General features: G+C 42.5%; 17 protein-coding genes and 1 pseudogene. 16 read left to right on the top strand and 2 right to left on the bottom strand.

The window, feature by feature from the left end; all coding sequences use genetic code 11:
* Window positions 1–2: 2 nt before the first annotated feature.
* Window positions 3–2,861, bottom strand: a complete 2,859-nt coding sequence (locus tag ACX5KA_RS00655) for an ATP-binding protein (protein ID WP_458730206.1) — start codon at window positions 2,859–2,861, stop codon at window positions 3–5.
* Between the two features lie 247 nt (window positions 2,862–3,108).
* Here ACX5KA_RS00655 and ACX5KA_RS00650 point away from each other — a divergent pair, with 247 nt between their 5' ends.
* The 13 genes from ACX5KA_RS00650 to ureG all read left to right on the top strand — a co-directional run bounded on the left by ACX5KA_RS00650 (window position 3,109) and on the right by ureG (window position 15,181).
* Window positions 3,109–4,104, top strand: a complete 996-nt coding sequence (locus ACX5KA_RS00650) for an outer membrane beta-barrel protein (RefSeq protein ID WP_198813918.1) — start codon at window positions 3,109–3,111, stop codon at window positions 4,102–4,104.
* A 35-nt stretch (window positions 4,105–4,139) separates the two neighbouring features.
* The gene (gene urtA, locus ACX5KA_RS00645; protein ID WP_020744081.1) at window positions 4,140–5,414 is read left to right on the top strand and encodes an urea ABC transporter substrate-binding protein; all 1,275 of its coding nucleotides are present in this window, start codon (window positions 4,140–4,142) and stop codon (window positions 5,412–5,414) included.
* A gap of 176 nt (window positions 5,415–5,590) precedes the next feature.
* Complete coding sequence (gene urtB / locus ACX5KA_RS00640) at window positions 5,591–7,261, top strand: urea ABC transporter permease subunit UrtB (RefSeq protein ID WP_458730205.1); 1,671 nt, start codon at window positions 5,591–5,593, stop codon at window positions 7,259–7,261.
* A complete protein-coding gene (urtC, locus tag ACX5KA_RS00635; protein ID WP_020744080.1) occupies window positions 7,261–8,439 on the top strand; it encodes an urea ABC transporter permease subunit UrtC in 1,179 nt (392 codons plus the stop codon). Before urtB ends, urtC begins: the two co-directional genes overlap by 1 nt.
* On the top strand, window positions 8,439–9,266 hold the full coding sequence (gene urtD, locus ACX5KA_RS00630; protein ID WP_012519287.1) for an urea ABC transporter ATP-binding protein UrtD: 828 nt from the start codon (window positions 8,439–8,441) through the stop codon (window positions 9,264–9,266). The genes urtC and urtD overlap by 1 nt, the downstream gene beginning before the upstream one ends.
* Window positions 9,267–9,299: 33 nt before the next feature.
* Entirely contained in the window at window positions 9,300–9,995 is a 696-nt protein-coding gene (gene urtE, locus ACX5KA_RS00625) for an urea ABC transporter ATP-binding subunit UrtE (RefSeq protein WP_012519286.1), read from the top strand.
* Between the two features lie 13 nt (window positions 9,996–10,008).
* A complete protein-coding gene (locus tag ACX5KA_RS00620) occupies window positions 10,009–10,971 on the top strand; it encodes an urease accessory protein UreD (protein WP_020744079.1) in 963 nt (320 codons plus the stop codon).
* A gap of 25 nt (window positions 10,972–10,996) precedes the next feature.
* Window positions 10,997–11,299, top strand: coding sequence for an urease subunit gamma (locus ACX5KA_RS00615; protein ID WP_012519284.1), 303 nt, complete (start codon window positions 10,997–10,999; stop codon window positions 11,297–11,299).
* Window positions 11,300–11,330: 31 nt separating this feature from the next.
* Window positions 11,331–11,639: an urease subunit beta gene (locus tag ACX5KA_RS00610; protein WP_012519283.1), complete on the top strand. Its 309-nt coding sequence runs from the start codon at window positions 11,331–11,333 to the stop codon at window positions 11,637–11,639.
* Window positions 11,639–13,342 (top strand): urease subunit alpha, encoded by a 1,704-nt coding sequence (ureC, locus tag ACX5KA_RS00605; RefSeq protein ID WP_012519282.1) that lies wholly within the window; start codon window positions 11,639–11,641, stop codon window positions 13,340–13,342. The genes ACX5KA_RS00610 and ureC overlap by 1 nt, the downstream gene beginning before the upstream one ends.
* 12 nt (window positions 13,343–13,354) lie before the next feature.
* Complete coding sequence (gene ureE / locus ACX5KA_RS00600; RefSeq protein ID WP_012519281.1) at window positions 13,355–13,819, top strand: urease accessory protein UreE; 465 nt, start codon at window positions 13,355–13,357, stop codon at window positions 13,817–13,819.
* Window positions 13,820–14,518 carry an urease accessory protein UreF gene (locus ACX5KA_RS00595; RefSeq protein ID WP_020744077.1) on the top strand — a complete coding sequence of 233 codons (699 nt, stop codon included), beginning with the start codon at window positions 13,820–13,822 and terminating at the stop codon, window positions 14,516–14,518.
* A 51-nt stretch (window positions 14,519–14,569) separates the two neighbouring features.
* Complete coding sequence (gene ureG / locus ACX5KA_RS00590) at window positions 14,570–15,181, top strand: urease accessory protein UreG (protein WP_012519279.1); 612 nt, start codon at window positions 14,570–14,572, stop codon at window positions 15,179–15,181.
* A 661-nt stretch (window positions 15,182–15,842) separates the two neighbouring features.
* Here ureG and ACX5KA_RS00585 read toward each other — a convergent pair.
* Window positions 15,843–18,413 (bottom strand): serine hydrolase, encoded by a 2,571-nt coding sequence (locus ACX5KA_RS00585; RefSeq protein WP_458730204.1) that lies wholly within the window; start codon window positions 18,411–18,413, stop codon window positions 15,843–15,845.
* A gap of 524 nt (window positions 18,414–18,937) precedes the next feature.
* On the opposite strand from ACX5KA_RS00585, the gene ACX5KA_RS00580 reads away from it, so the two are divergent.
* The 3 genes and pseudogenes from ACX5KA_RS00580 to ACX5KA_RS00570 form a co-directional block, all read left to right on the top strand.
* Window positions 18,938–20,122: a PQQ-dependent sugar dehydrogenase gene (locus ACX5KA_RS00580; protein WP_458730203.1), complete on the top strand. Its 1,185-nt coding sequence runs from the start codon at window positions 18,938–18,940 to the stop codon at window positions 20,120–20,122.
* 90 nt (window positions 20,123–20,212) lie between these two features.
* A complete protein-coding gene (locus ACX5KA_RS00575) occupies window positions 20,213–22,867 on the top strand; it encodes an ATP-binding protein (protein WP_458730202.1) in 2,655 nt (884 codons plus the stop codon).
* Between the two features lie 120 nt (window positions 22,868–22,987).
* Window positions 22,988–23,161, top strand: a pseudogene (locus tag ACX5KA_RS00570) (DUF3010 family protein); the annotation flags it as partial.
* Between the last annotated feature and the right edge of the window lie 32 nt (window positions 23,162–23,193).

Raw genomic sequence — 23,193 nt, 5'->3', positions numbered from 1 at the left:
AATCACGAAAGATCAACACGCCTTAGCAACACAATAAAACCAAGTGGAGTTAATACATCTTTAAGCAACTGCTGTTGATGAGGCTCATTGTCTATCACCAGTATAGTTTTACGCGTGCCTGAGTATGCGCAAACATGTTGGCTATGATTTTCCGGCGTGGTTTGATTTTGAGTAATGCGTGGAAGCATTAAGCGCAAAGTAAAGGTTGAACCTTTCCCTAGTAAACTTTTGAAGCTAAGTTCACCGCCCATTAATTCGGTTAAAGAGCGAGATATCGTTAATCCTAACCCAGTGCCACCAATCGCCTGTGTATGGGTGTTTCTAATTTGCTCAAAGGGCTGAAAAATAGTTTCTTTATGCGCTTCGCTTATACCTGAGCCTGTATCTACAACGACAAAAATCGCGACTTCATTTCTATACTGAACATCGAATTTAACATGACCGGCCTCTGTATATTTGATGGCGTTAGAGATCAAATTAATCAATATTTGCCTAAGTCTTTGCTTATCACCAACCACTACATCGGGAAGCTTTGTACTGATGTTAGTGTGAAAATTGAGACCTTTGTTACTTGCCTGCAATTCAAACATATCGATGAGTTGTTTCAATATAGCTCTAATATTAAATTCATCTCGGTGAAGTGTTAGGCGGCCAGCTTCTATTTTTGATATTTCCAACAGTCCTTCAATCAAATTGGCAAGATGCTCCCCATTTCTTCGCATGATGCCCATAGTGTCTCGTTGTTTTTCACTTAAACTAACATCTTTACCTAATAGCTGTGAATAACCTAGCATCACATTTAATGGCGTTCGCAGCTCATGGCTTAGTCCCGCTAAATATCGGCTCTTGGCTTCATTTGCAGCCTCAGCAGCATTCTTTGCTTTTTCAAGCGCAATGGACGTTACTTCGTGGGCTCCTATTTCATCGGCCAAAGCTGACGCTTGGGAACGAAGTTCTTTAAGGGCTATTTTGTTAGCGTTTCTTGCTAAAACAAATAGCCAACTTAGTATGCCAACAATGATAGAGAGCAAGAAAAATATCTTAATTAGCATATCTGCAAAAAGGACATTTGCACCTGAGGTAGAAGGTACTTGAAGGTAAACTAAATATAGAATACTGGCGCTAACACAACTTAGCGCAAATGTTAGCGCTATAAACTGTGACATAGGGGTCGTTAAGGCTTTAAGAAGGTCGATACTTAAAAAACGATGAAAAAATATCTGTGATTGTGCAAAGAGCGTAGCTTCTGGCCTACAGATATCTCCACACTTCACATCTAATGAACAGCACAGCGAGCAGATGACCCCACTATATGCTGGACAAAAAGTAATATCCTCTTGCTCAAATTCATTTTCACAAATGCAACATACACAGCTGGTTTGTGTAATAGCTACTTTATCATCAACCAAATAGTATTTACCACCGGTGAGTTTTCCAATGACAGGAACTAAGATAAAAGGTAAGAAAAAGGCAAGGTAAGAGGCAAGAGCTTGAATTGTTTCACCATACCAGCCGTAATGGCCCGTTATACCGATGAAAGAAGATATGAACATTGCGCCAATTCCCACAGGATTAATGTCGTATAAGTGAGAACGTTTAAATTCAATGTGCTTGGGGCTAATGCCTAGCGGCTTATTTATTATTAAGTCAGCTACAACAGAACTTAGCCATGACAATACCAATACAGAATAAACGGATAACATGGTCTCTATCGTTTGGTATATACCTAACTCCATTAGCAATAGTGCGATGACTACATTGAACACGGTCCATATCACTCGACCGGGATGAGTGCGAGTTACACGAGAGAAAAAGTTAGACCATGCTAACGAGCCTGCATACGCATTGGCGACGTTAATTTTTAACTGAGAAATAACCACAAAGCTACAGGCAACGATAAGGCTTATAGTTGGGTTATCAAAAACTAAGCTAAAAGCTAGGTTATACATGTGTGCCGGGTCATCTGCCAAGTCAATATCCACACCTTGAGTAAGTGCAAAGTACGCTAGAAAAGACCCTAAAAATAATTTTAATGCGCCAAAAAAAATCCATCCAGGGCCAGCAGCTATCAAAGCTAACCACCATTTAAACCTGCCAGCTTTGGGTCTTTCCGGTAAAAATCTCAGAAAGTCTACCTGCTCACCAATTTGCGCAACTAGGGAAAGCAATATAGCGGATGCACTTCCGAATAAAAGTAAGTTGAAATTGCGTGCCTCGGTTTCATTTTCGCCAATTCCAGTAAAAGCAATCCAGTCTTTGAAGTTGCTGTCAGGGTGTTGAAACACGAAAAGGAGAGGCACTAATTGAAGTATTACCCAAATAGGCTGAGACCAAACCTGGAATCGGCTTATATAACTAATCCCATGCGTAACTAATGGAAGTACTAGCAATGCACTAATCACATACCCGATTGCTAAAGATATGCCAAATAGGATGTGCAAGGCCATCGCCATGATAGCGGCTTCAAGTGCGAAAAAAATGAACGTAAAAGAGGCGTAAATCAGTGAGGTTATAGTTGAGCCTATGTAACCAAATCCGGCCCCTCTGGTTAATAGGTCGATATCAACGCCGTATTTTGCCGCGTAGTAACTGATAGGCGTGCCGGTCAAAAATACAACAAGCACCACAGACAATATCGCCCATGCCACGTTAATGAACCCAAAATTAATTGTGGCGGCACCACCAATAGCTTCTAGTACGAGAAAAGAAACAATCCCGAGGGCAGTTCCTGCAACCTTATTCAAAGACCACTTTCGAGCTTTCTTCGCGGTAAAACGCAAAGCGAAATCTTCCATCATTTCATTCGCAACAAGTTTATTGTAACTGCGTCGGGTCGGAATTATTTTTTGATTAGATTGCATTTTAAAGTGCTACGTTTTTTTGAGTTATTACAAAGAAATACATTATTTATCAACGAACTTTCGTTGTTTAGATCTTCCCATCTTACATAAGTTAAACCACTTAACCATGCGTATTTATACGTAGGTGGTTGCGTGCTTTTGCGCATTCTTTTCATTGCATTCAAAACTCATAATGAACGTGTTGGAAATAAACACAATAAATAGAGCTCACTGACCATGTGCTGATTACTTTAATAAAGGAATGCAAATGAAACTAGCCCAAACATTAAAACCGGCCGCGGCCGTTGGATTTATCGCTTTGAGTCTCACAGGTACGGCGCACGCGGACGATAAATTTAAATTAACTGACAGTCTTTCGGTTACTGGCTTTATTGATATGTCGTGGTCGTCAGTTGACGTTGAAGGAGTTGGCACCGAACAGTCATCCGGTTTAGATCAATTCGAAATAGATTTTCTTTATAGTTTTGACAGTAAGTTTTCAGCGCAAGTTGACTTGGAATACCAAGACAACGGAACTGGAGAGGAAGTCGACATTGAACAAGCTTTTATTTCCTACGCAGTATCAGAAAATTTTAGTGTAAAAGCAGGACGTTTTCTTAGTTATACAGGTTGGGAAACGGAAGAACCAACGGGTCTCTATCAGTACTCAGGAACTGGCTATGCCGCATACTTTTACGGTGGTTATCAGCAGGGAGTTTCAGGTTTTTACAAGGGAAATGGCTACCAAGTTGCCTTGTCATTGGTTAACGATTTAGGGGACTTAGAAGGTGAGAACAGGGATACAGATCATCCTGCGTTTGAAGCAATGTTAGCAGTTACGCCCACTGAAGCCACAATTGCAAAAGCTTTTTATTCAAGCGACAAGCTCGACGGAACAGATGAAACTACCACACTGGTAAATTTGTGGGCCGCGTATATAGAAGGCTCTCTCACCCTTGCCGTTGAATATAACACTTCAGAAAACGCTCCAGCTTATGCCTATCGCTATGGCATCGATTCAGAAGCCTCTGGTTACTTAATCATGGGCAATTACGCAATGAACGATTTTGCTATTACTTTACGTTATCACGACTATGCAATCGATGATGCAAGTGGCGCAGAAGTAGAAGATGGCAGCGCTATCACGATTGCACCAAGCTATACCTTTACCAAAAACCTATGGGTGGTATTTGAATACCGAATGGGTGAACAAAATGGGGTAGATGTAGACCTTATGGCCCTTAAAGCACTAGTTACTTTCTAAGCTAATTCAATCACATTGATAAAAGGAATACTCAAATGAAATTTAAAAAGATCGCCCTCGCCAGCACAATTATAGTTAGTACATTTTGCTCTCAAATCGTGTTAGCGGCAGATACTATTAAAGTAGGTGTACTACATTCGCTGTCGGGCACCATGGCAATATCAGAAACAACATTGAAAGACACAGTGTTGATGATGATTGAAGAACAGAATAAAGCGGGCGGTATCCTGGGTAAAAAGCTAGAAGCTGTGGTAGTTGACCCCGCGTCAAACTGGCCGCTGTTTGCAGAAAAAACTCGGGAGTTACTGGCACAGGAAAAGGTCGATGTGATTTTCGGTTGCTGGACGTCAGTGTCAAGAAAATCCGTATTGCCCGTAATTGAAGAGCTCAACGGCTTGTTGTTCTACCCTGTGCAATACGAAGGGGAAGAGTCTTCGAAGAATGTGTTCTACACAGGCGCAGCGCCTAACCAGCAAGCTATACCAGCGGTAGATTATTTAATGAATGATATCGGTGCTACTCGTTGGGTTCTAGCAGGAACTGATTATGTATACCCACGCACGACAAACAAGATATTAAAAGAGTATCTGAATGCGAAAGGCGTTAAAGACGAAGACATTCTTATTAACTACACCCCATTTGGTCATTCTGACTGGCAAGGTATTGTTTCTGAGATCAAAAAGTTCGGCTCAACAGGCAAGAAGACTGCTGTGGTTTCTACAATTAACGGCGATGCGAACATTCCATTTTACAAAGAATTAGGCAACCAAGGCATTTCTGCAGAAGATATTCCAGTGGTGGCATTCTCTGTAGGTGAAGAAGAGCTTTCGGGCTTTGATGCAGCGCCTCTTGTTGGACATCTTGCTGCTTGGAATTACTTCCAAAGTGTTGAATCAGATGAAAATGATGAATTTATCGAAGGTTGGCAACGCTACATTGGTGATGATGAACGTGTAACGAATGACCCAATGGAAGCAACTTATATTGGCTTCAAAATGTGGGCAAAAGCGGTAGAAAAAGCAGGCACTACAGATGTAGACGAAGTAGAGCAAGCGATGATCGGTATCGCAGTGCCAAATCTCACAGGAAGCATTGCAGTTATGAATGCAAACCATCACCTATCGAAGCCCGTGCTAATTGGCGAAATTCAAGAAGATGGTCAATTTGAAGTGGTTTGGGAAACACCAGATACAGTGATTGGTGATGCGTGGTCAGACTTTCTACCGAGTTCAAAAAACCTCATGTCGGACTGGACTGCACCACTTCGTTGCGGAAATTTTGATGTGACGACAGGTAAATGCTCGGGTTAGAAGGTTTAAAGAATGGGTAAACCTGGCTACTGACATACAAGTAGCCAGCCTCCATGACGTTAAGAGCCTGAATCCCAAACGTACTTTAAATAGAGTGTATTTACCACTGTTAGTACAAGAGCATCTAGAAGCGGCTTAAACGTTGTGCATTAAGCTTTGTATAAGAGGAATATAAGATGATTCGAACGCACACCCGGTGGGTTAGTTGGTTATTCATCTGCTTAATATGCTTGTGTAAAGCACCTGTATATGCACAAACAGCAGATGTTCAGACCGTTCAACCTAGCAATGAGAATGACGCTGCACTTTATTCACTCGCAGCTAAATTGCCAAGCGCGAAGTTGAACCAAATGGAATCTTTGGTAACAGAAATTAGCCAAGTTCCTCACCCAAAAACCCGAGAAATATTGTCACTAGTGTTGAACGGTGACTTGTACTATATCAAATCAAATAGGCTGCTTGTTGCCGCTATAAAGGTAGGTAAAGAGTACGAACTAACTGATGTATTGCATGACTCAGAACTCGCATCGGTTAAAAAGTCGAAAATTAGAAAGGTACGCACAAACAACCGACTGCGGGGTTTAATCCGAAGTGCTATCGCTGTACTAGACTTAAATTCCCCTAATAAGGATGTACGTCTACAAGCCGTAAAGCAGTTACTCGACAATCCGTCCACGATGGGGTTAGACGCTATCACGCTACGGCTTGATAAAGAAGAAGACCCAGAAGTGTCAGAATTAATGAATGTGGTGCTTTCATTAAACCAGCTAAAAACGGGTGAGCATCAAGCCAAACTAGTTGCTGTTAGTGATTTAGAAAGTAGTCTGCAGCCTGAAGTGCGAAATACCATGGCAAATATATTAAGGGAATTGCCACAAAGTCAGCGCAATGCGCAAGAAGCAGAACTAGCTGCGGCGCTCAATGAAGTCATTAAAAATATAGACGCAAAGCGCAGCCGCTACGGATTTATTGAAAATGTATTTTTTGGATTAAGTTTAGGCTCAGTATTATTGTTAGCTGCAATTGGCTTAGCAATTACTTTTGGCGTGATGGGTGTAATTAACATGGCGCACGGCGAAATGATTATGCTGGGCGCTTATACTACATATGTCATACAAATTACTTTTCCGTCCCTTATCGAATATTCGCTATTAATGGCTATTCCCGCTGCCTTTTTAGTTTCGGGGTTTGTGGGGGTATTAATTGAGCGAGGCGTAATTCGCTTCTTAAAAGGGCGCCCGTTAGAGACATTATTAGCTACGTTCGGCGTATCTTTAATACTTCAGCAATTAGTGCGTACGGTTTTTTCTCCGCTTAATAGACAGGTGCAGGCGCCTGAATGGATGACGGGATCTTGGGTTATAAATCCCGTCTTTTCGTTAACCTACAATCGGCTATACATCATTATATTTTCGCTCGTTGTGTTTTTTACACTGATGTTAATCCTTAAAAAATCATCATTAGGTTTGCACGTTCGCGCTGTATCACAAAACAGGGACATGGCACGCGCGCTTAGTATAAAAAGTGACTGGGTAGATGCTGCTACCTTTGGTTTAGGTTCGGGTATTGCGGGTGTAGCGGGTGTAGTGCTTAGTCAATTGACCAACGTCGGACCAAACCTAGGTCAGGCCTACATTATCGATTCATTTTTAGTCGTTGTATTTGGTGGAGTAGGCAACTTGTGGGGAACGTTAGTTGCGGCTATGTCACTCGGTACAATTAATAAATTTCTTGAACCTATTACGGGGTCTGTGCTGGCAAATATTATCGTGCTTATAGGCTTGGTATTGTTTATCCAAAAACGTCCGAAAGGCTTATTCCCACAAAAGGGTAGGAGCGCAGACTAATGACTATTTTATCAAACGTTTTTCAAGAGAAGTTTAAAGCGCTAAGCAACCTTCATGTAGTGGTGAGCGTCTTATTTCTATCAACGGCTTACGTAACTTTTTGTAATCTGGTTTTCGCTGACGGTGCTTTGTTACACGTTAGTGACTACACAGTAAGTCTTTTAGGAAAGTATTTGTGCTATGCACTTTTGGCCTTAGCCGTAGACCTAGTATGGGGTTACTGTGGCGTGCTTAGCTTAGGGCACGGAGCCTTTTTTACACTCGGTGGGTACGCCATGGGCATGTATCTTATGCGCCAAATTGGTGACAGAGGTGTTTATGGTAATCCCGACCTTCCAGATTTCATGGTTTTTCTAAATTGGACGGAAATTCCTTGGTTTTGGGCGGGAAGTAGCAGTGCAATTTGGATGGTTGTGATGGTGTTTCTAGGGCCTGGGTTGCTTGCCTTTATTTTTGGAACACTGGCATTTAGATCGCGAGTAAGTGGGGTGTATCTATCTATTATGACTCAAGCAATGACATACGCGTTGATGTTGGCCTTTTTTAGAAATGAAATGGGATTTGGTGGCAATAATGGACTAACCGATTTTAAAGAAATATTTAGTTTCTCTTTGCAAAACCCCAGTACCAAACTTGCGTTATTTGTTGCTACAGCTATTGCATTAGCAATTGGTTACGCCATTAGTCACTTTATAGTTTCTTCAAAAATGGGAAGAGTTATTACCGCTACGCGAGATGCAGAAAGCCGCGTTCGTTTCGTAGGATATAAGCCAGAGCATTATAAAGTATGGATATTCGTTGTATCTGCAATGCTAGCCGGTTTAGCTGGTGCCCTTTATGTTCCGCAAGTTGGCATTATAAATCCTGGTGAGTTTTCTCCGCTCAACTCAATAGAGATGGTGGTGTGGGTTGCGATTGGCGGACGCTGCACTCTTTATGGTGCGATCATCGGAGCTATTGTAGTGAGTTACGCGAAAACCCGATTCACCGCTATTATGCCAGAAGCTTGGCTTTTCGCTCTCGGAGGCCTATTTGTATTGGTCACGCTGTTACTTCCAAAGGGTATAGCCGGTTTGCTACCTAATATCTTCGACAAACTATCAATGTTTAATAGTGGGCCTACAACGTCAAAAGAAGAAGCACCCTACCATGTAGGTAGTAAAAAGGAATTAGAATGATGACTACTCAAACTACTAAGAGTCCTCAATTTGCTAATAAAGCTCCGCAGCTAGTTGGCAAGCACCCAGATACGCGCCATGGTGTAATTCTATACGTTGAAGATGTAAACCTAAGTTTTGATGGTTTTAAGGCGCTTAACAACTTGAACCTCTATATCAACAAAGGTGAATTACGATGCCTGATAGGGGCGAACGGTGCGGGCAAAACCACGTTAATGGATGTTATTACAGGGAAGACGCGGCCTGATTCGGGCAAAGTTAATTTCGGACAGAATATAGACTTACTTGGTATGGATGAGTCTGAAATCGCGTTGGCAGGTATTGGGCGTAAATTTCAAAAGCCTACCGTGTTTGAAGCCTTAAGTGTATTTGAGAATATAGAGTTGAGTTTGGCTGGTGACAAAGGTATTTGGGCATCTTTGTTTCATAAACTTTCCCCAGAGCAAAAAGACAGCATTGATAACATTCTGCGAACTATAGGGTTAGTAAATGAAGCCTATTATCCCGCAGGCCGATTGTCCCATGGGCAAAAGCAATGGCTTGAAATAGGTATGTTATTGGCTGCCGATCCCAAATTGCTATTAGTTGATGAGCCAGTAGCAGGCATGACGGGGCAAGAAACGGAACGCACCGCTGAACTTCTAACATCATTAGCGGGCGAACGCTCAGTGGTGGTAGTCGAGCATGATATGGCGTTTGTTCGCTCAATTGCTCGCCAAGTTACTGTGCTGCATCAAGGCTCTGTACTTGCGGAAGGTACCATGAATGATATCCAGTCGAACCCAGAAGTTATTCGAGTATATTTAGGCGAAGAAACTGATCATTAAGCATTATCAAACCTATGCGAAGGCATTAACATTATGATAGAACTACAGAATATTGATCAACAATATAGCGGTACTCAAATTCTTTGGGATGCGAACCTGAAAATAGAAAAGGGTTCTCGAACTGTAATTATGGGCCGAAATGGTGTTGGCAAAACTACGTTGCTAAACGTCATTATGGGGCTGTTGCCAATAAGCGGTGGCAAGCTCACGATTAACAATAAAGATATGTCTAAAGCCTCGGTAGAGTCGCGACCAGAGATAGGTGTAGGCTATGTACCCCAGGGGCGTCATATTTTTCCTCAGCTAACCGTTGAAGAAAATTTGAAGATAAGTTTAAACTGCAAAAGGCAAACTAGTAAGACCATACCTGAGCATATATTTGAACTCTTCCCTGTGTTAAAGGAAATGTTGCACAGACGAGGGGGGGACTTGTCGGGCGGACAACAACAACAGTTAGCGATAGCTCGAGCGTTGGTGTTAAACCCTGATATTTTGATATTGGATGAACCTAACGAAGGTATCCAACCAAATATTGTCCAGCTCATTAGGGATGTGTTGTTAAAGCTAAATAAAGAGCAAGGGCTAACCATTGTGTTAGTAGAGCAAAAGCTTCCCTTCGCAAGAGCGGTGGGTGAAACTTTTGCATTGATGGAAAAAGGTCAGGTAATTGCTACAGGTGATATGCCGGATTTAAACGACGAACTTGTTAGTAAGTATTTAGCCGTATAGCTTATGTATTGAAATGGATGATATGAAACAAGAGTTTGCGTATGAAAAATTATCGGGTGCATCAAGTTCTGTAAATAAGGCCAGTGCATTCAAAGGTCTCAAAAATAAGTGGTTGGCTAGCTTATTCCTAGAATTTGCCATAAAAAGCAATGTGTCTCAGCTAGTTAAAACTAGCCGTCGCGGGCCTTTAAATGTGCAAAAGGCATTTTACCCTGAAGGTAAAGATTGTGCGCATGTTTACTTGCTTCACCCTCCTGCAGGCATTGTTTCGGGTGATGAACTCAACATTGAAATTTGTATTCAAGATTCAGCGCATGCGCTTATTACAACGCCAGGCGCCAATCGTTTTTACCGAGCAAGAACCAATTTAGCAATCGGCGACAGTAAGCAAACACAAATAAGCAACATTAACGTGTTGGGCAAGGGTATTTGTGAAAACTTTCCACTCGAAACTATCGTTTATGAAGGCGCAGACGCAATTAACCAGTTGGACTTAAAGTTGAGTTCACAAGCACATTATATTGGCTGGGATATAAGTTGCTTAGGGTTACCCGCTGCTGGTCAGCCATTTAAGAAAGGCCGGTTTACTCAGCTAAATCGAGTGTTTATCGACGGTAAACTTAATTTTCATGACCGAATTAATCTGACACCAAATAACAATGTTTGTGCACACGTAGCGGGGCTCAATAACCACTCCGTTTTTGCCACTATGTTGGCCCATGCGCCGAAAGTACGCATAAATGTAAATGAGAAAAGTCAGTTGGTAGATCGCTTAAGAGAACAAATTGCACATACAGATGGCATCGACAAACCTAGCCAGAAAGTGAGCGTGACTTACATAAGAGACCTATTAGTAGTGCGATACCTAGGCGACCATGCTGAAGAGTGCAAAGCCATATTCACCAGTATTTGGAAAACAATCAGGCCAATTTACATCCAAAAAGAAGCTAATGTTCCTCGTATTTGGCTTACTTAAAAATAGAATGAAAAGGTAGCTTAGAATGGATTTATTACCCAGAGAGCGAGATAAGTTATTAATCTTTACTGCGGCTTTGTTAGCTGAAAGGCGACTAAAGCGGGGCGTTAAACTTAATTACCCTGAAGCAATGGCCTATATATCGATGGAAATAATTGAGGGCGCGCGAGACGGTAAAACCGTTGCAGAAATGATGGACTATGGCCGCACTCTACTCACCAAAGAGCAAGTAATGGAAGGAGTAAGTGAGCTTATTCCAGAAGTTCAGGTAGAGGCCACATTTCCAGATGGCACAAAGCTCGTCACTATTCACAACCCTATTATTTAAAAGTCTAAATATTTAACAGGAGCATAGGTAAATGATTCCCGGAGAAATAAAAACAGACTCAGGCGATCGCGAGCTGAATGTGGGTAGACCTCGTATTAAGATTAAAGTGGCTAACGCGGGCGATCGTCCAATACAAGTAGGTTCTCATTATCATTTTTATGAAGTGAACAATGCGCTTAAGTTCGATCGGGAAGCCACCAAAGGCTACCGTTTAGACATTACCTCAAGTACTGCTATCCGATTTGAGCCGGGGCAAGAGCGCGAGGTAACTTTGATCCCTTATCAAGGCAGCCGTACGGTCATTGGATTTCAAGGTAAAGTACAAGGGGTATTGAGCTAATGGCAACTATCGATAAACATTCATATGCACATATGTTTGGGCCCACAATTGGCGATCGCGTTCGCTTAGGGGATACGGACTTATGGCTTGAAGTGGAAAAAGACTTTACCGAGTATGGTGAAGAAGTGAAATTTGGTGGTGGAAAAGTAATTCGGGACGGTATGGGGCAAAGCCAAGCAAGCTGTTTTGATACGCCAGACCTTGTAATCACGAACGTAGTTATTCTGGACCATTGGGGAATTATTAAAGCTGATATTGGTATCAAAGATGGCCGTATTGCTATTATTGGTAAAGCTGGTAACCCAGATGTTCAAGACAATATTGATATTGAAATCGGACCCGGCACAGAAATAATTGCAGGTGAAGGTCAGATAGTTACGGCCGGTGGTATAGATGCGCACATTCATTTTATATGCCCACAACAAATAGACGAAGCGCTAATGTCGGGTGTGACTACGATGATTGGTGGTGGAACGGGGCCTGCTACAGGTAGTAACGCTACCACTTGTACCCCAGGACCTTGGAATACTCATAAAATGCTTCAAGCTACTAATGATTTTCCTATGAATTTTGGCTTCTTAGGAAAGGGGAATACGAGTTTACCTATTGCGTTAGAAGAGCAAATTGAAGCAGGCGTATGTGGCTTAAAACTGCATGAAGATTGGGGGACTACCCCAGCTTCTATCGATAATTGTTTATCAGTAGCGGAGCGGTATGACGTTCAAATAGCAATTCATACTGATACACTCAATGAGTCTGGTTTTGTTGAAGATACGTTAGGTGCGTTTAAAGGGCGCACCATACATACTTATCACACGGAGGGGGCAGGTGGCGGTCATTCTCCCGATATTATCCGCGCCTGTGGCGAGTCAAACGTATTACCTTCTTCCACTAATCCTACGCGCCCTTACACAATCAATACCATAGATGAACATCTTGATATGTTAATGGTTTGCCATCACTTAGACCCGGCTATACCAGAAGATATCGCGTTTGCAGACTCTCGTATCCGAAAAGAAAGCATTGCGGCTGAAGATATCATGCATGACTTGGGTGCTATCAGTATGATTGCCTCAGATTCCCAAGCGATGGGGCGTGTTGGTGAAATGATTACTCGTACTTGGCAAACTGCACATAAAATGAAGCAGCAACGTGGCCCCCTAGCGCCGGATACTGAACGAAATGATAACTTTCGTTTAAAGCGTTATGTTGCGAAATATACAATTAATCCGGCAATTAGCCACGGCATTAGCCATGAAGTTGGTTCTATCGAAATAGGGAAGCTCGCAGATTTAGTGCTTTGGAAACCTGCATTTTTCGGTATCAAGCCCGCGATGATAATTAAGTCAGGGTTTATTGCGGCAGCCCCCATGGGCGATGCGAATGCGTCAATACCCACGCCTCAACCCGTCTACTACAGACCTATGTTTGGTGCACATGGGCAGGCGCCTGCCAATACTTCAATGACATTTATGTCTCAAGCTTCTTTAGATGCTGGGGTACCAGATAAAATTGGTTTGACACGTATGGTAAGCGCTTGCAAAAATACACGTAACATAGGCAAAGACGACATGATCCATAATAGTTGGCAACCTACTATTGAAGTGGATGCTCAAACCTATGAGGTGCGTGCGAACGGGGAGTTACTCACATGTGAACCAGTAACGACACTGCCACTGGCACAGCTGTACTGTCTGTTTTAAAGGAATAAATAAATGTTACTAGCTTACACACGTCTATCGCATATTCATGGGAATATTGATGATTCTATTACCCTTGACCATGACACCCGAAAGAAAGCGCGGATTAAAAGTACCACAGACACGGGCATAGATATTGGCGTATTTTTAGAACGAGGACACCCACTTCTTGTTGGAGAAATACTGAAAACTGAATGCGGTAAATTTATTGTTGTAAAAGGCAAAGCCGAAGATGTGGCTACCGCCATTGCAGATGATTGGCTGAGCTTCTCGAAAATTTGTTATCACTTGGGCAATCGCCATACATCATTACAAATTGGTGAGCGGTGGGTACGCTTTAAGCCCGATCATGTTTTAGAAGAGCTTGCTGAAAACTACGGGTTAAGTATCAATAAAACACCTGCTGTGTTTGAGCCTGAGAGTGGAGCTTATGGAAAATCAGGCCACAATCATGGTCATAGCCACTCTCATGAGGATTAAATGAAGCTGGCTCCTCAAACTAGTCCATTACAACTTCAGCGACTATTACAGTTATGCAGCGCTAATCTACCGGTGGGCGGTTTTTCATTTTCACAAGGCTTAGAGTTCGCCACTGAAAATGGTTGGCTTACCGACAGCGCGAGTACTGAAAGCTGGATAGAAGTGAATTTGGCAGAGTCTATCGCTCAGACCGATCTTCCTATAATCAATCGTCTGTATCAGGCGCTTAACGCCGGTGATACAAAGGCATTTATCTATTGGAATGAGCATATTGTCGCGTGTAGAGAGAGTCATGAGTTATTGCTGTCTGATTTAGCTATGGGGAAGGCGTTAATACGCCTAATGAATCAACTAGATGATTTCAATATCACTCCCTATTCTGACCTTCTTGACGGATTAGATTGTAGTTTCGTAAGCGCATATTCGTTGTGCGCTTTCACTTTCAATTTAGACCTTTTATCTGCCCAAAGTGGCTACTGCTGGACTTATATAGATAACCAAGTCGCCGCTGCGACTAAGCTAGTGCCGCTGGGGCAGACTCAAGCGCAGAACCTTTTGTTTAGGTTAAGCAATAATTGCGAAGCGCTAATTACTCGAGCAAATCATGTGAGTGACAACGATATAGGTAATAGCCTACCCCACTTAGCGATGGCAAGCGCGTGGCATGAAAGTCAATATTCACGGTTGTTCAGGTCGTAAGCCCGAAACGAAATTAAATTAAAAAGATAAACCAGAAGAGATACACAAATTATGAAAAAACAAGTTTTGCGTATAGGTGTGGGAGGACCAGTTGGTTCAGGTAAAACAGCCCTTCTTCGTCAGCTTTGTCTTTCGTTACGAGACAAGTACAACATGGCGGTTGTTACGAATGATATTTACACCAGAGAAGATGCCGAATTTTTAACGAAAAATGACGCATTGGCCGCGGATCGAATAATAGGGGTTGAGACGGGTGGCTGTCCACACACGGCTATTCGCGAAGATGCCTCAATGAATCTAGCGGCTATAGATGAGTTACAGGCACGTCATAATGATCTCGATTTTGTATTAGTAGAAAGCGGTGGAGATAACCTTAGTGCTACTTTCAGCCCTGAACTTTCTGACCTAACCATTTATGTTATTGATGTTTCTGCAGGCGATAAAATTCCACGAAAAGGTGGGCCGGGTATTACAAAATCGGATTTATTAATCATTAATAAGATAGACGTAGCCAACCTAGTCGGTGCATCGCTAGAGGTAATGGATGCAGACACCAAAAAAATGCGTGGAGACAAACCGTTTATATTTAGCAACATGAAAACTCAGCAGGGCCTTGCAGACATAATTTCGTTTATCGAAAAGGAAGGCATGCTGAGCTTGTAAGACTTAACATTAATATTGAGGAATTAAATCATGAGATTACATTGCATATTACTTAGCGCTTTTTTCTTTTTTGCGAATACTGCGAATGCGCATACTGATACGTTTTTAGGGGAAGGCGCCCATCATAATTTTTACCACATACTATTTTGGGCGTTATGCGCAGCTGTAGCGTTTACAATTTTTCGATGGGTAAGAGCAAAGCGAATGAATAAGTAGGTAAAGCTTGAATTTTAGAGAGTTAACAACCTACGAATAATATTGAAATAGTCGTAGGTTGTTTGAATAATCATAATGATAACTTACTCGTTCTGACACAAACCTGCATGCCAACTATTGCTCGTGATACTGAACAGTTAACAATCCTTATTTATAGGTTTTAGTGTCTCATCATTTATAATTTTTTAATGAATTGTTATTTTAAGGCTTTAGCGCTTATTCTAATGCCATCGAATTCGATGATATTAGAGTGAGAAGCGGGTTAAATAGTTTTACACTTACGGTCGAGTTTAAACTCTACTTCATTGAAAGGGCTTGACTATTAAATGAAGGGTTTCAAAAATTGATCGGGAATATTCGCCGCATTCCGACCAAGTAGAATTACTCTATTTATACCAGTGCGGTAAAAAACTCACATTCTGAGAACACTTAGCTTTACCGCTTACTAGTCCCTAACACCCCGAATATTCCCATCCATCACAAGTGCCTCAACCAGCCAGTTCTTTTCATCCATCTCAAACCGAACACTACTGCCATTCTTGGCAAAAAATAGCCCTTCACCTTCATGAAAATACTCTTCATTTTCAACATAAGGTAAGGCATTAAGCACAAATCCATTGGCTGTTTTTTCTAGCACCACATCAACACTCACAGGGTTAGTTACCACGTAGGTTCCAATGTATTTACTCAGTTCCTTTGGGCTTATGGGTACTAACTTCCTAACCTCAGCTTCCGAGTAACCTACGCTTAGCGCTTCTTTTAGGCGTATTTCTAGCTCGCTTATCAACTGCCTGCCGTTATTGCCGTTCGTCATAATGGCGTAGCCGTTGCCGGTATCTAGTTCAAGGTATAGCTGCGACATAAACCCAGCATCTGCGCCACCGTGACCAAAGCCCAGAACTTCTCCATCGTCACTCATATTGATAAAAAAGCCGATACCAACATTAGGCGGCTCAATGCTTGGCGTATTGTTGGTTAACATCTCCTGCGCGCTGGCTTGCGAAATCCAGTCGGTTTTCTGCCCTAAATACGCGCTACGAACGCCGCTTGCCATTTTCAGCATGTCTGAAGGGGTACTCCACATGCCAGCAGCTGCAAGCGTAGCGTAAGTATGCGCACCACCTTTAATTGGCGCACCGTCACCGTCGTACGGGGTAGCCATATTGTTAGATAGTTTTTTCGATATGGGCTGGTCGAAGCCAGAACGCGTCATGCCTAATGGTTTAAACAAAAGCCGTTGCGACATAGTCGGCAGGGGCTCGTTAGCTTCGTCTTGCAAGGTAAGTTGAGCAAGCGTTGTGCCGCCACCTGAATAACGCATTTGCGTACCTGGTTGAATATCAACAACAACGGCATCGGTGTTGGCGGGAAATGCACCTTCTAGCACCTGCTGCAAAGTAGGCACGGGTTCGCCCGCCGCGTAACCAGGAAAGCCATGTACTGTGGTACCCGCCGTGTGGCTTAATAATCTGCGCAATGAAACAACATCTTGCCCAGTCCATTCATGTTCAGGCAACTGCCAGCTGGTGAGTAAGGTATTAACATCTGCGTCTAAATCTAGCGAGTTATCTTGGCGATATTTCATCAATACTGCGGCAAATGCGGGTTTAGAAATACTGCCTGCTTGGAACACCGTGTTTTCATCAATAGCCAATTCAGTGGTCAAATCTTTAACGCCGCTTTGCATGGTCCAAGCTAGTTGCCCATTTCTCATAAACGCGACAGACACACCAGGTACGTCATAATGCGCTTGTCTTTGCTCTAAAGATTGGTAATCAACCTCTTGCCCTTCAATTCGAATGCGTTCAGCCAGCCCCGATTTTAAAAGGTTAGCTTCTTTTGATTCTTCACCTTCCGCAATCTTCTTTCGCAAGTTAGCCAACCGCGTTTTAAAAGCACCATTTTCAACATTTTCTTTATAGCTCATTGCTAGCGCTTTTTCTCTCATTTCAAGCGCCATGCCTAATTCGCCGTTAGCTTCATAGCCGTCTGCTAGGCTGTCGTAGGCATCAGATTTGTTAGGGAAGCTAGCTATATTTTTCTTAAAAATCGCAATGGCAGAGTCAAAGTCTTGTTTGTTTAGCGCCGCATAACCCGCGTGGTTTACGGCTTTATATTCTGGCTTTGCTTCAAAAGCGTATTTTGCAGAAAGGTCTTTATAGTATTGCTCTACCGCAGGAATGCCTTCTTGTATTATCGCACCTGTTGGGCGTAACGAATTAAGCTGTTTTTGAAGCGCCAAGCTCATACCTGCAAGCGCAGTCGTGTTGTGGCTTTCAGATGTATCCAGTTCGGTATCAAAGGTAAACCCTTTTCGTTCGCTGCTATTTAGTAGTTCAACGTAACGTTCGTATGCGCTTAGCATGTTCCCATCTTCGTTACCCATATTTATATATAGATATTTGTTAAGGTCGCTATCTGACGCATAGAACGCTTTTGCCTCTGGAAATATCACTTCTTCGTGCCACCACAAACTTGGGCTGAATGCGAAGTAAGCTTGAAACAGTTCAGGCCTCTCTTGCAATGCGTACACGGTAAAAAGGGCGCTTAATGAATGCCCTGAGATAATTGCGTAGTTATTGGTGCGATAGTTTGCCTTTATATAGGGCTTTAGTTCTTTTTCTAGAAAGTCTAAAAAGTTGTCGGCACCACCAGATATCCCCCACTGGTTGTAGCTTTCATCATAGGTAGGTGTAAAGTTTCGCGTGCGCTCGGTGTTGGTAATACCGATAACAATCATTTCCTGCGCCATTCCAGACTGATTTAGCAGATCAAGCGTGCCAACGGTATGTGCAAAATTACGCTGACCATCTAGCAAATATAAAACGGGGTAGGTGGTGTCTTTATAGCGGGAATAGTTATTAGGTAAGTGAATAAGTAGTTCTCGCGACTCATTCAAAACTTCTGACGTTATTGTTGTAATTACGGCCTCGCCACGCACTTTGGCGTTTACGTGAAAGCTAAGGCTTAGGGTGAATATGGCGCCGATGAAAACGCAGGCAAGCTTTTGATACATTTGAAATTCCCTTTCCCGCTATCAGGCGCGAGCTTTTTATAATTTGTTTATCCTACGCTGTCATAGTCGCTCTTGCTTGTCAAAAAATAGCCAAATAAATGGCCAGTTAAAAAGAAAAAAGCCGCATTCAGCAACGTGATGCGGCTTTCCGAGCTGGGCTGAATCAAACAGCCTTCTAGAGCAATTACGTAAAAGGGGTTAGCTAGAACGACCCTCACTCATAGCTGCCTGTTCAAATACCTTAACTCTAGACATATGATCACCTCCTTATCTTCGTTGCTAAAACTAATTCGAACATAACATAGGCGGGGCTTAAGTAAAGTATGACGTCATTAAAGAAAGTTTAGGGAAGTACACACTATTCAAAAAAAGGAATAGCAAAACCAAGGCGCCAATATAAACCTTACTTATTAAATCTACGTAACCAATGCTAACTGAAACCCTTTGCGCCGCCCGTTGACGTGACATTAAAGCCTCAACGTGTAACCAGTAGTACGCAAATTCTCTAAAAGGTTAGAACGTAGATGCAAACATTAAATACGCACAAAACCAGCATGAGCCGAAAAGTCGCATTATTGGTTACGCTTCTTGCTATTTCATTTTTCACCTTTGCTCAGTCAGGCTCTTCTGAGCAAATTGAAATGACAGGCAGTAATGGTTCGTCTGTGATGGGGAGTGTGCAGTCGACCTTCGACAATCCGTGGGCGATGGCTTTTTTGCCTGATGGGCACAGTTTGGTAACGGAAAAAGCCGGTACACTTTGGTTGCTTGATAAAAATCAGCAAAAGCGTTTTGCTGTAAGCAATGTGCCAAGTGTTACTGCACGCGGGCAGGGCGGTTTAGGTGACGTTATTATTCACCCAGACTTTGCGTCGAATAACACCATTTATATTTCGTATATGGAACGGGATGAAAAAGACGATGCGTTTAGCGGTGCAGTAATAGAGCGCGCTACGCTTAGTGTTACCGATAGTGGCGCGACATTATCTGATAGAACACTTATTTGGCGTCAATCGCCTAAAGTGACGGGTAACGGTCATTATTCACATCGTATGGCGTTTTCGCCTGACGGCTATTTGTTTATTACCTCTGGCGAGCGCCAGAAATTTACGCCAGCCCAAAACATGGCAATGAATTTGGGTAAAGTTGTGCGCTTGAACGAAGATGGAAGTGTGCCAGAAGATAATCCGTTTTATGGTCAAGGCAGCGTAACCGAACAAATTTGGACATTAGGTCACCGCAACCCTTTAGGCATCGACTTTGATGAGCAAGGTAATTTATGGGTTCACGAAATGGGGCCGCGCCATGGCGATGAACTAAATATTATCGAAAAAGCTCGCAACTACGGTTATCCCACCGTGTCGCAGGGCGACCATTATTCAGGCGTAAAAATCCCAAATCACGAAGATATCCCTATTTTTAAATCACCTGAATTAGCGTGGGTGCCTGCTATCAGCCCTGCCGGTTTTATCATCTATAAAGGCGATAAGTTTAACAGCTGGAAAGGTAACGGTTTCATCGGTGGTTTGTCTTCAAAGGCTCTGGTTCGTGTTGCCTTTAATAAGGACGATAAAGGTAAATGGAAAGTGGAAGAAGCCGAGCGCTATGAGTGGGGTAAGCGAGTGCGTGAAGTCGAGCAAGACAGCATGGGCAATATCTATGTGCTTGAAGATAAGGAAGGCGGGCGTTTAATTAAATTAAGCGAGTAAAACGCGAGTGCATTATTAATTAACTTGTCGATAGGATAGTTTTCGATTCATGCACGCGTATGACGGACAGATACAAACTTTAGGAACTCTATGATTCAATCTCCTCAAAACTTTAACTTTGAACGTTGTGAAGACGAACCTATACACATTCCTGAAAGTGTACAAAGTTACGGTTTTCTTATCGCGTTTAGCTATGACGATCTGAATATTTCAATCGTCAGTGAGAACTGCGAAACAATATTTGCTGAGGGGATTATTGGGAAAAACTTTTTAGATATTCTTTCTTCTAATACAAACGAGCGCGCTTTTCTTGAAGAGACGTTCGATAGGGTGTCGAAGAGCAAAATAAGGCTGCCCATTAAACTTCATTTGGAAGCATCACTTTTAAATGAAGGTACGGCAATAGATTATTTAGCCGTTGTTTATGACTCGGGTCATCATTATGTGGTTGAGCTAGAGCCTGCTACAGAATTTAGAGAAACCTACAGTGCAGAACAATTTATAAAGCTTTATGCGATGTCTATAGCGCCACGCTTCAAAGAAATGACGTCGTTAGGTGAGATGGCGCAAGAGATGGTGTCAACCATTAGGTATCTCACCAATATGGATAGAGTCGTACTTTATAAATTTAATGAAGACTATTCGGGAAAGGTTATAGCAGAAGCCAAAGCTGAAGATATGGAGTCTTACCAAGATTTGTATTTCCCCGCCTCAGATATACCAAAGCAAGCCAGGGAGTTGTACAAAACAAACTGGGTAAGGCTAACTCCTGATACTGAGTTGCCCCCAGCTAGGCTAGTGCCTTCTGTGGAGGAGTCGGGGCGAGAGCGGTTAGATTTGACTCGTTCGCTTCTGCGTACGTTCTCGCCTATTCACCTGCAATATATTAGAAACCAAGGTTTGCGGGCTTCATTTTCCATTTCGTTAGTCACCGATGGTGAGTTATATGGGCTCATTTCCTGTCATCATCGTGAGGCCTGTTATATTCCTCAAGATGTAAGGCTACAGTGCGAGAATTTAAGTCAATTGTTTAGCTGGCATTTGTTGGCTAAAGAAGAGGAAATTGCGAAACAGAAGAAGTTTGTCACCGATGAAGCTGTTGATGCCATGCTAGACAAAATTGGCCCAGCTAACCCTATTAGTCGCGTGGTTAAAAGCGGCGAACGGGCTTTTTTAGATGCGCTCAATAGTTCAGGGTTTGTTTACTATTCACAGTACGAAACCATTACGCTTGGCTCTACCTTACCGATAGACCTTATTAAAGACATCTTTTCTAAGGCCAGTAGTGAAGGCGGTTTTCCTTACACAAACGATTCACTTTATGATGATTACCCGGAAGCACGAGAGCATGGTATTGCGGGTATTATGATCATTCCACTGTTTGAAAAAAAGCAGTACTTTACCGCTTGGTTTAGAAAAGAAACCCACCGCGTTCAAAAGTGGATTGGTGCTGAAGATGAAAAATCAGAAGAAGCACCAAAATCTGAGCGCCTTAAACCTCGTTCGTCTTTTACTATCCATACTCGAAAAATTGAGGGGCGTTCAACACCTTTTGATAAAGCAGATGTTGATACCGCCAATCGGCTAAATAGAATGTTTTTGGTATATGCTCTTGATGTGCAAGAGCGTATGCATATAAGCATCCAAGAACTCGAAAAACAAGATAATTACAGAAATGAATTCCTTGCTACCTTGGCTCATGAATTACGAAACCCATTGGGCCCAATCATGTCGGGGGCAAGCATTTTAGAAACGGTCGATGATGATAAAACGCGTAAAAGAGTAACGGCAATTATTAATCGACAAGCGGAATACATGTCTAAACTCATCAACGACTTAATGGATGTATCTCGTATTACCCGCGGCAAGGTTAAGCTTGAATTTGAAAGATTGAGCATTCAAGACGTCCTTTCTGATTCCCTTGAAATTGTTGAGCAGCAAGTGAAAGCCAAGAAGCATGATATAACCGTAAATTGTCTTGATGAAGATGTGACCGTTTACGGAGATAAAGCGCGCTTAAGCCAGATTTTCTCTAACATTATTCATAACGCGACTAAGTATACAAAAGAGTCGGGGAAGATTGTTGTAGATATCAGAAAAGACGGAGTAATGATTGTTGTTTCTGTTAAAGATAACGGCATGGGCATCCCTGAAGATAGGCTAAAAGATGTGTTCAACATGTTCACTCAAATTGAAGCGCATTCTACACATACCAAAGGCGGGCTTGGTATCGGGCTAACCTTGGTAAGTAAGCTGGTGGCTTTACATCACGGTGAAGTATCTGTGAAGAGTGGCGGCGTTGACCAAGGAAGCACCTTTGAAGTAAGGCTACCTATTTCCAAAACCGCTTACGAACAGACAGAAAGTACAGGACTGGAGTCTTCTGTTCAAAGCAAAGGTAAAGTGATGTTTGTGGATGATAACGCAGACCTTATCGACGCTTATTGTTTGCTGACTGAATCGATGGGGGTTACCGCTCTGGGCATTACCTCGCCTAAGGAAGCTGTTGAAGCATTTAAAACCTTCAAACCTGACTATGCATTTCTAGATATAGGCATGCCAGATATAGACGGTTACGAGTTAGTTAAAATGCTTAAGGCGTTACCTGAAGCGGAGAATACAAAATTTTATTCTCAAAGCGGGTGGGGGTCAGACAAATATGTAGAAGACTCTAAATCTGCTGGGTTCGACGAGCATTTTGTAAAACCCTTGTCTAAAGAGACTATTAAATCTGTGCTAAGTTAGGTTTGCTAGGCCCGCTGGTGCGGTAACGCATGATGGATGGTAAGTAAAGAAAAGCTCTCGCAAGTGAATAACAGTCGCGAAACGGGTTATAATAGCAGGCAAACGTAATTAGGAATAAATATGAAAGTCTGTGGTATAGATTTAAAAGGTAACGAAGCAATTATTAGTTTGGTGTCGCTAGCTGACGGTTTGTTTCATTTGCCCGACTGCCGTACGCGCCGCTTAACCCTAGCCGATACTAGTGCCAAGGGGCTAAAAAGCTTTCAAAGCACCTTCGCTAAGCTTGTCGAAGATTAGTAAGCGTCATTAAATCGACCTCTATTTTC

The organism is Alteromonas alvinellae (genome assembly GCF_902705805.1).
Note: the sequence above shows the minus strand (reverse complement) of the source record. Positions and strands in the feature narration are given on the sequence as shown.

What these genes read in the sequence shown, in the direction of transcription:
- ACX5KA_RS00655 (WP_458730206.1), bottom strand. Translation starts at nt 2,861, where the DNA reads ATGCAATCTAATCAAAAAATAATTCCGACCCGACGCAGTTACAATAAA.
- ACX5KA_RS00650 (WP_198813918.1), top strand. Translation starts at nt 3,109, where the DNA reads ATGAAACTAGCCCAAACATTAAAACCGGCCGCGGCCGTTGGATTTATC.
- urtA (WP_020744081.1), top strand. Translation starts at nt 4,140, where the DNA reads ATGAAATTTAAAAAGATCGCCCTCGCCAGCACAATTATAGTTAGTACA.
- urtB (WP_458730205.1), top strand. Translation starts at nt 5,591, where the DNA reads ATGATTCGAACGCACACCCGGTGGGTTAGTTGGTTATTCATCTGCTTA.
- urtC (WP_020744080.1), top strand. Translation starts at nt 7,261, where the DNA reads ATGACTATTTTATCAAACGTTTTTCAAGAGAAGTTTAAAGCGCTAAGC.
- urtD (WP_012519287.1), top strand. Translation starts at nt 8,439, where the DNA reads ATGACTACTCAAACTACTAAGAGTCCTCAATTTGCTAATAAAGCTCCG.
- urtE (WP_012519286.1), top strand. Translation starts at nt 9,300, where the DNA reads ATGATAGAACTACAGAATATTGATCAACAATATAGCGGTACTCAAATT.
- ACX5KA_RS00620 (WP_020744079.1), top strand. Translation starts at nt 10,009, where the DNA reads ATGGATGATATGAAACAAGAGTTTGCGTATGAAAAATTATCGGGTGCA.
- ACX5KA_RS00615 (WP_012519284.1), top strand. Translation starts at nt 10,997, where the DNA reads ATGGATTTATTACCCAGAGAGCGAGATAAGTTATTAATCTTTACTGCG.
- ACX5KA_RS00610 (WP_012519283.1), top strand. Translation starts at nt 11,331, where the DNA reads ATGATTCCCGGAGAAATAAAAACAGACTCAGGCGATCGCGAGCTGAAT.
- ureC (WP_012519282.1), top strand. Translation starts at nt 11,639, where the DNA reads ATGGCAACTATCGATAAACATTCATATGCACATATGTTTGGGCCCACA.
- ureE (WP_012519281.1), top strand. Translation starts at nt 13,355, where the DNA reads ATGTTACTAGCTTACACACGTCTATCGCATATTCATGGGAATATTGAT.
- ACX5KA_RS00595 (WP_020744077.1), top strand. Translation starts at nt 13,820, where the DNA reads ATGAAGCTGGCTCCTCAAACTAGTCCATTACAACTTCAGCGACTATTA.
- ureG (WP_012519279.1), top strand. Translation starts at nt 14,570, where the DNA reads ATGAAAAAACAAGTTTTGCGTATAGGTGTGGGAGGACCAGTTGGTTCA.
- ACX5KA_RS00585 (WP_458730204.1), bottom strand. Translation starts at nt 18,413, where the DNA reads ATGTATCAAAAGCTTGCCTGCGTTTTCATCGGCGCCATATTCACCCTA.
- ACX5KA_RS00580 (WP_458730203.1), top strand. Translation starts at nt 18,938, where the DNA reads ATGCAAACATTAAATACGCACAAAACCAGCATGAGCCGAAAAGTCGCA.
- ACX5KA_RS00575 (WP_458730202.1), top strand. Translation starts at nt 20,213, where the DNA reads ATGATTCAATCTCCTCAAAACTTTAACTTTGAACGTTGTGAAGACGAA.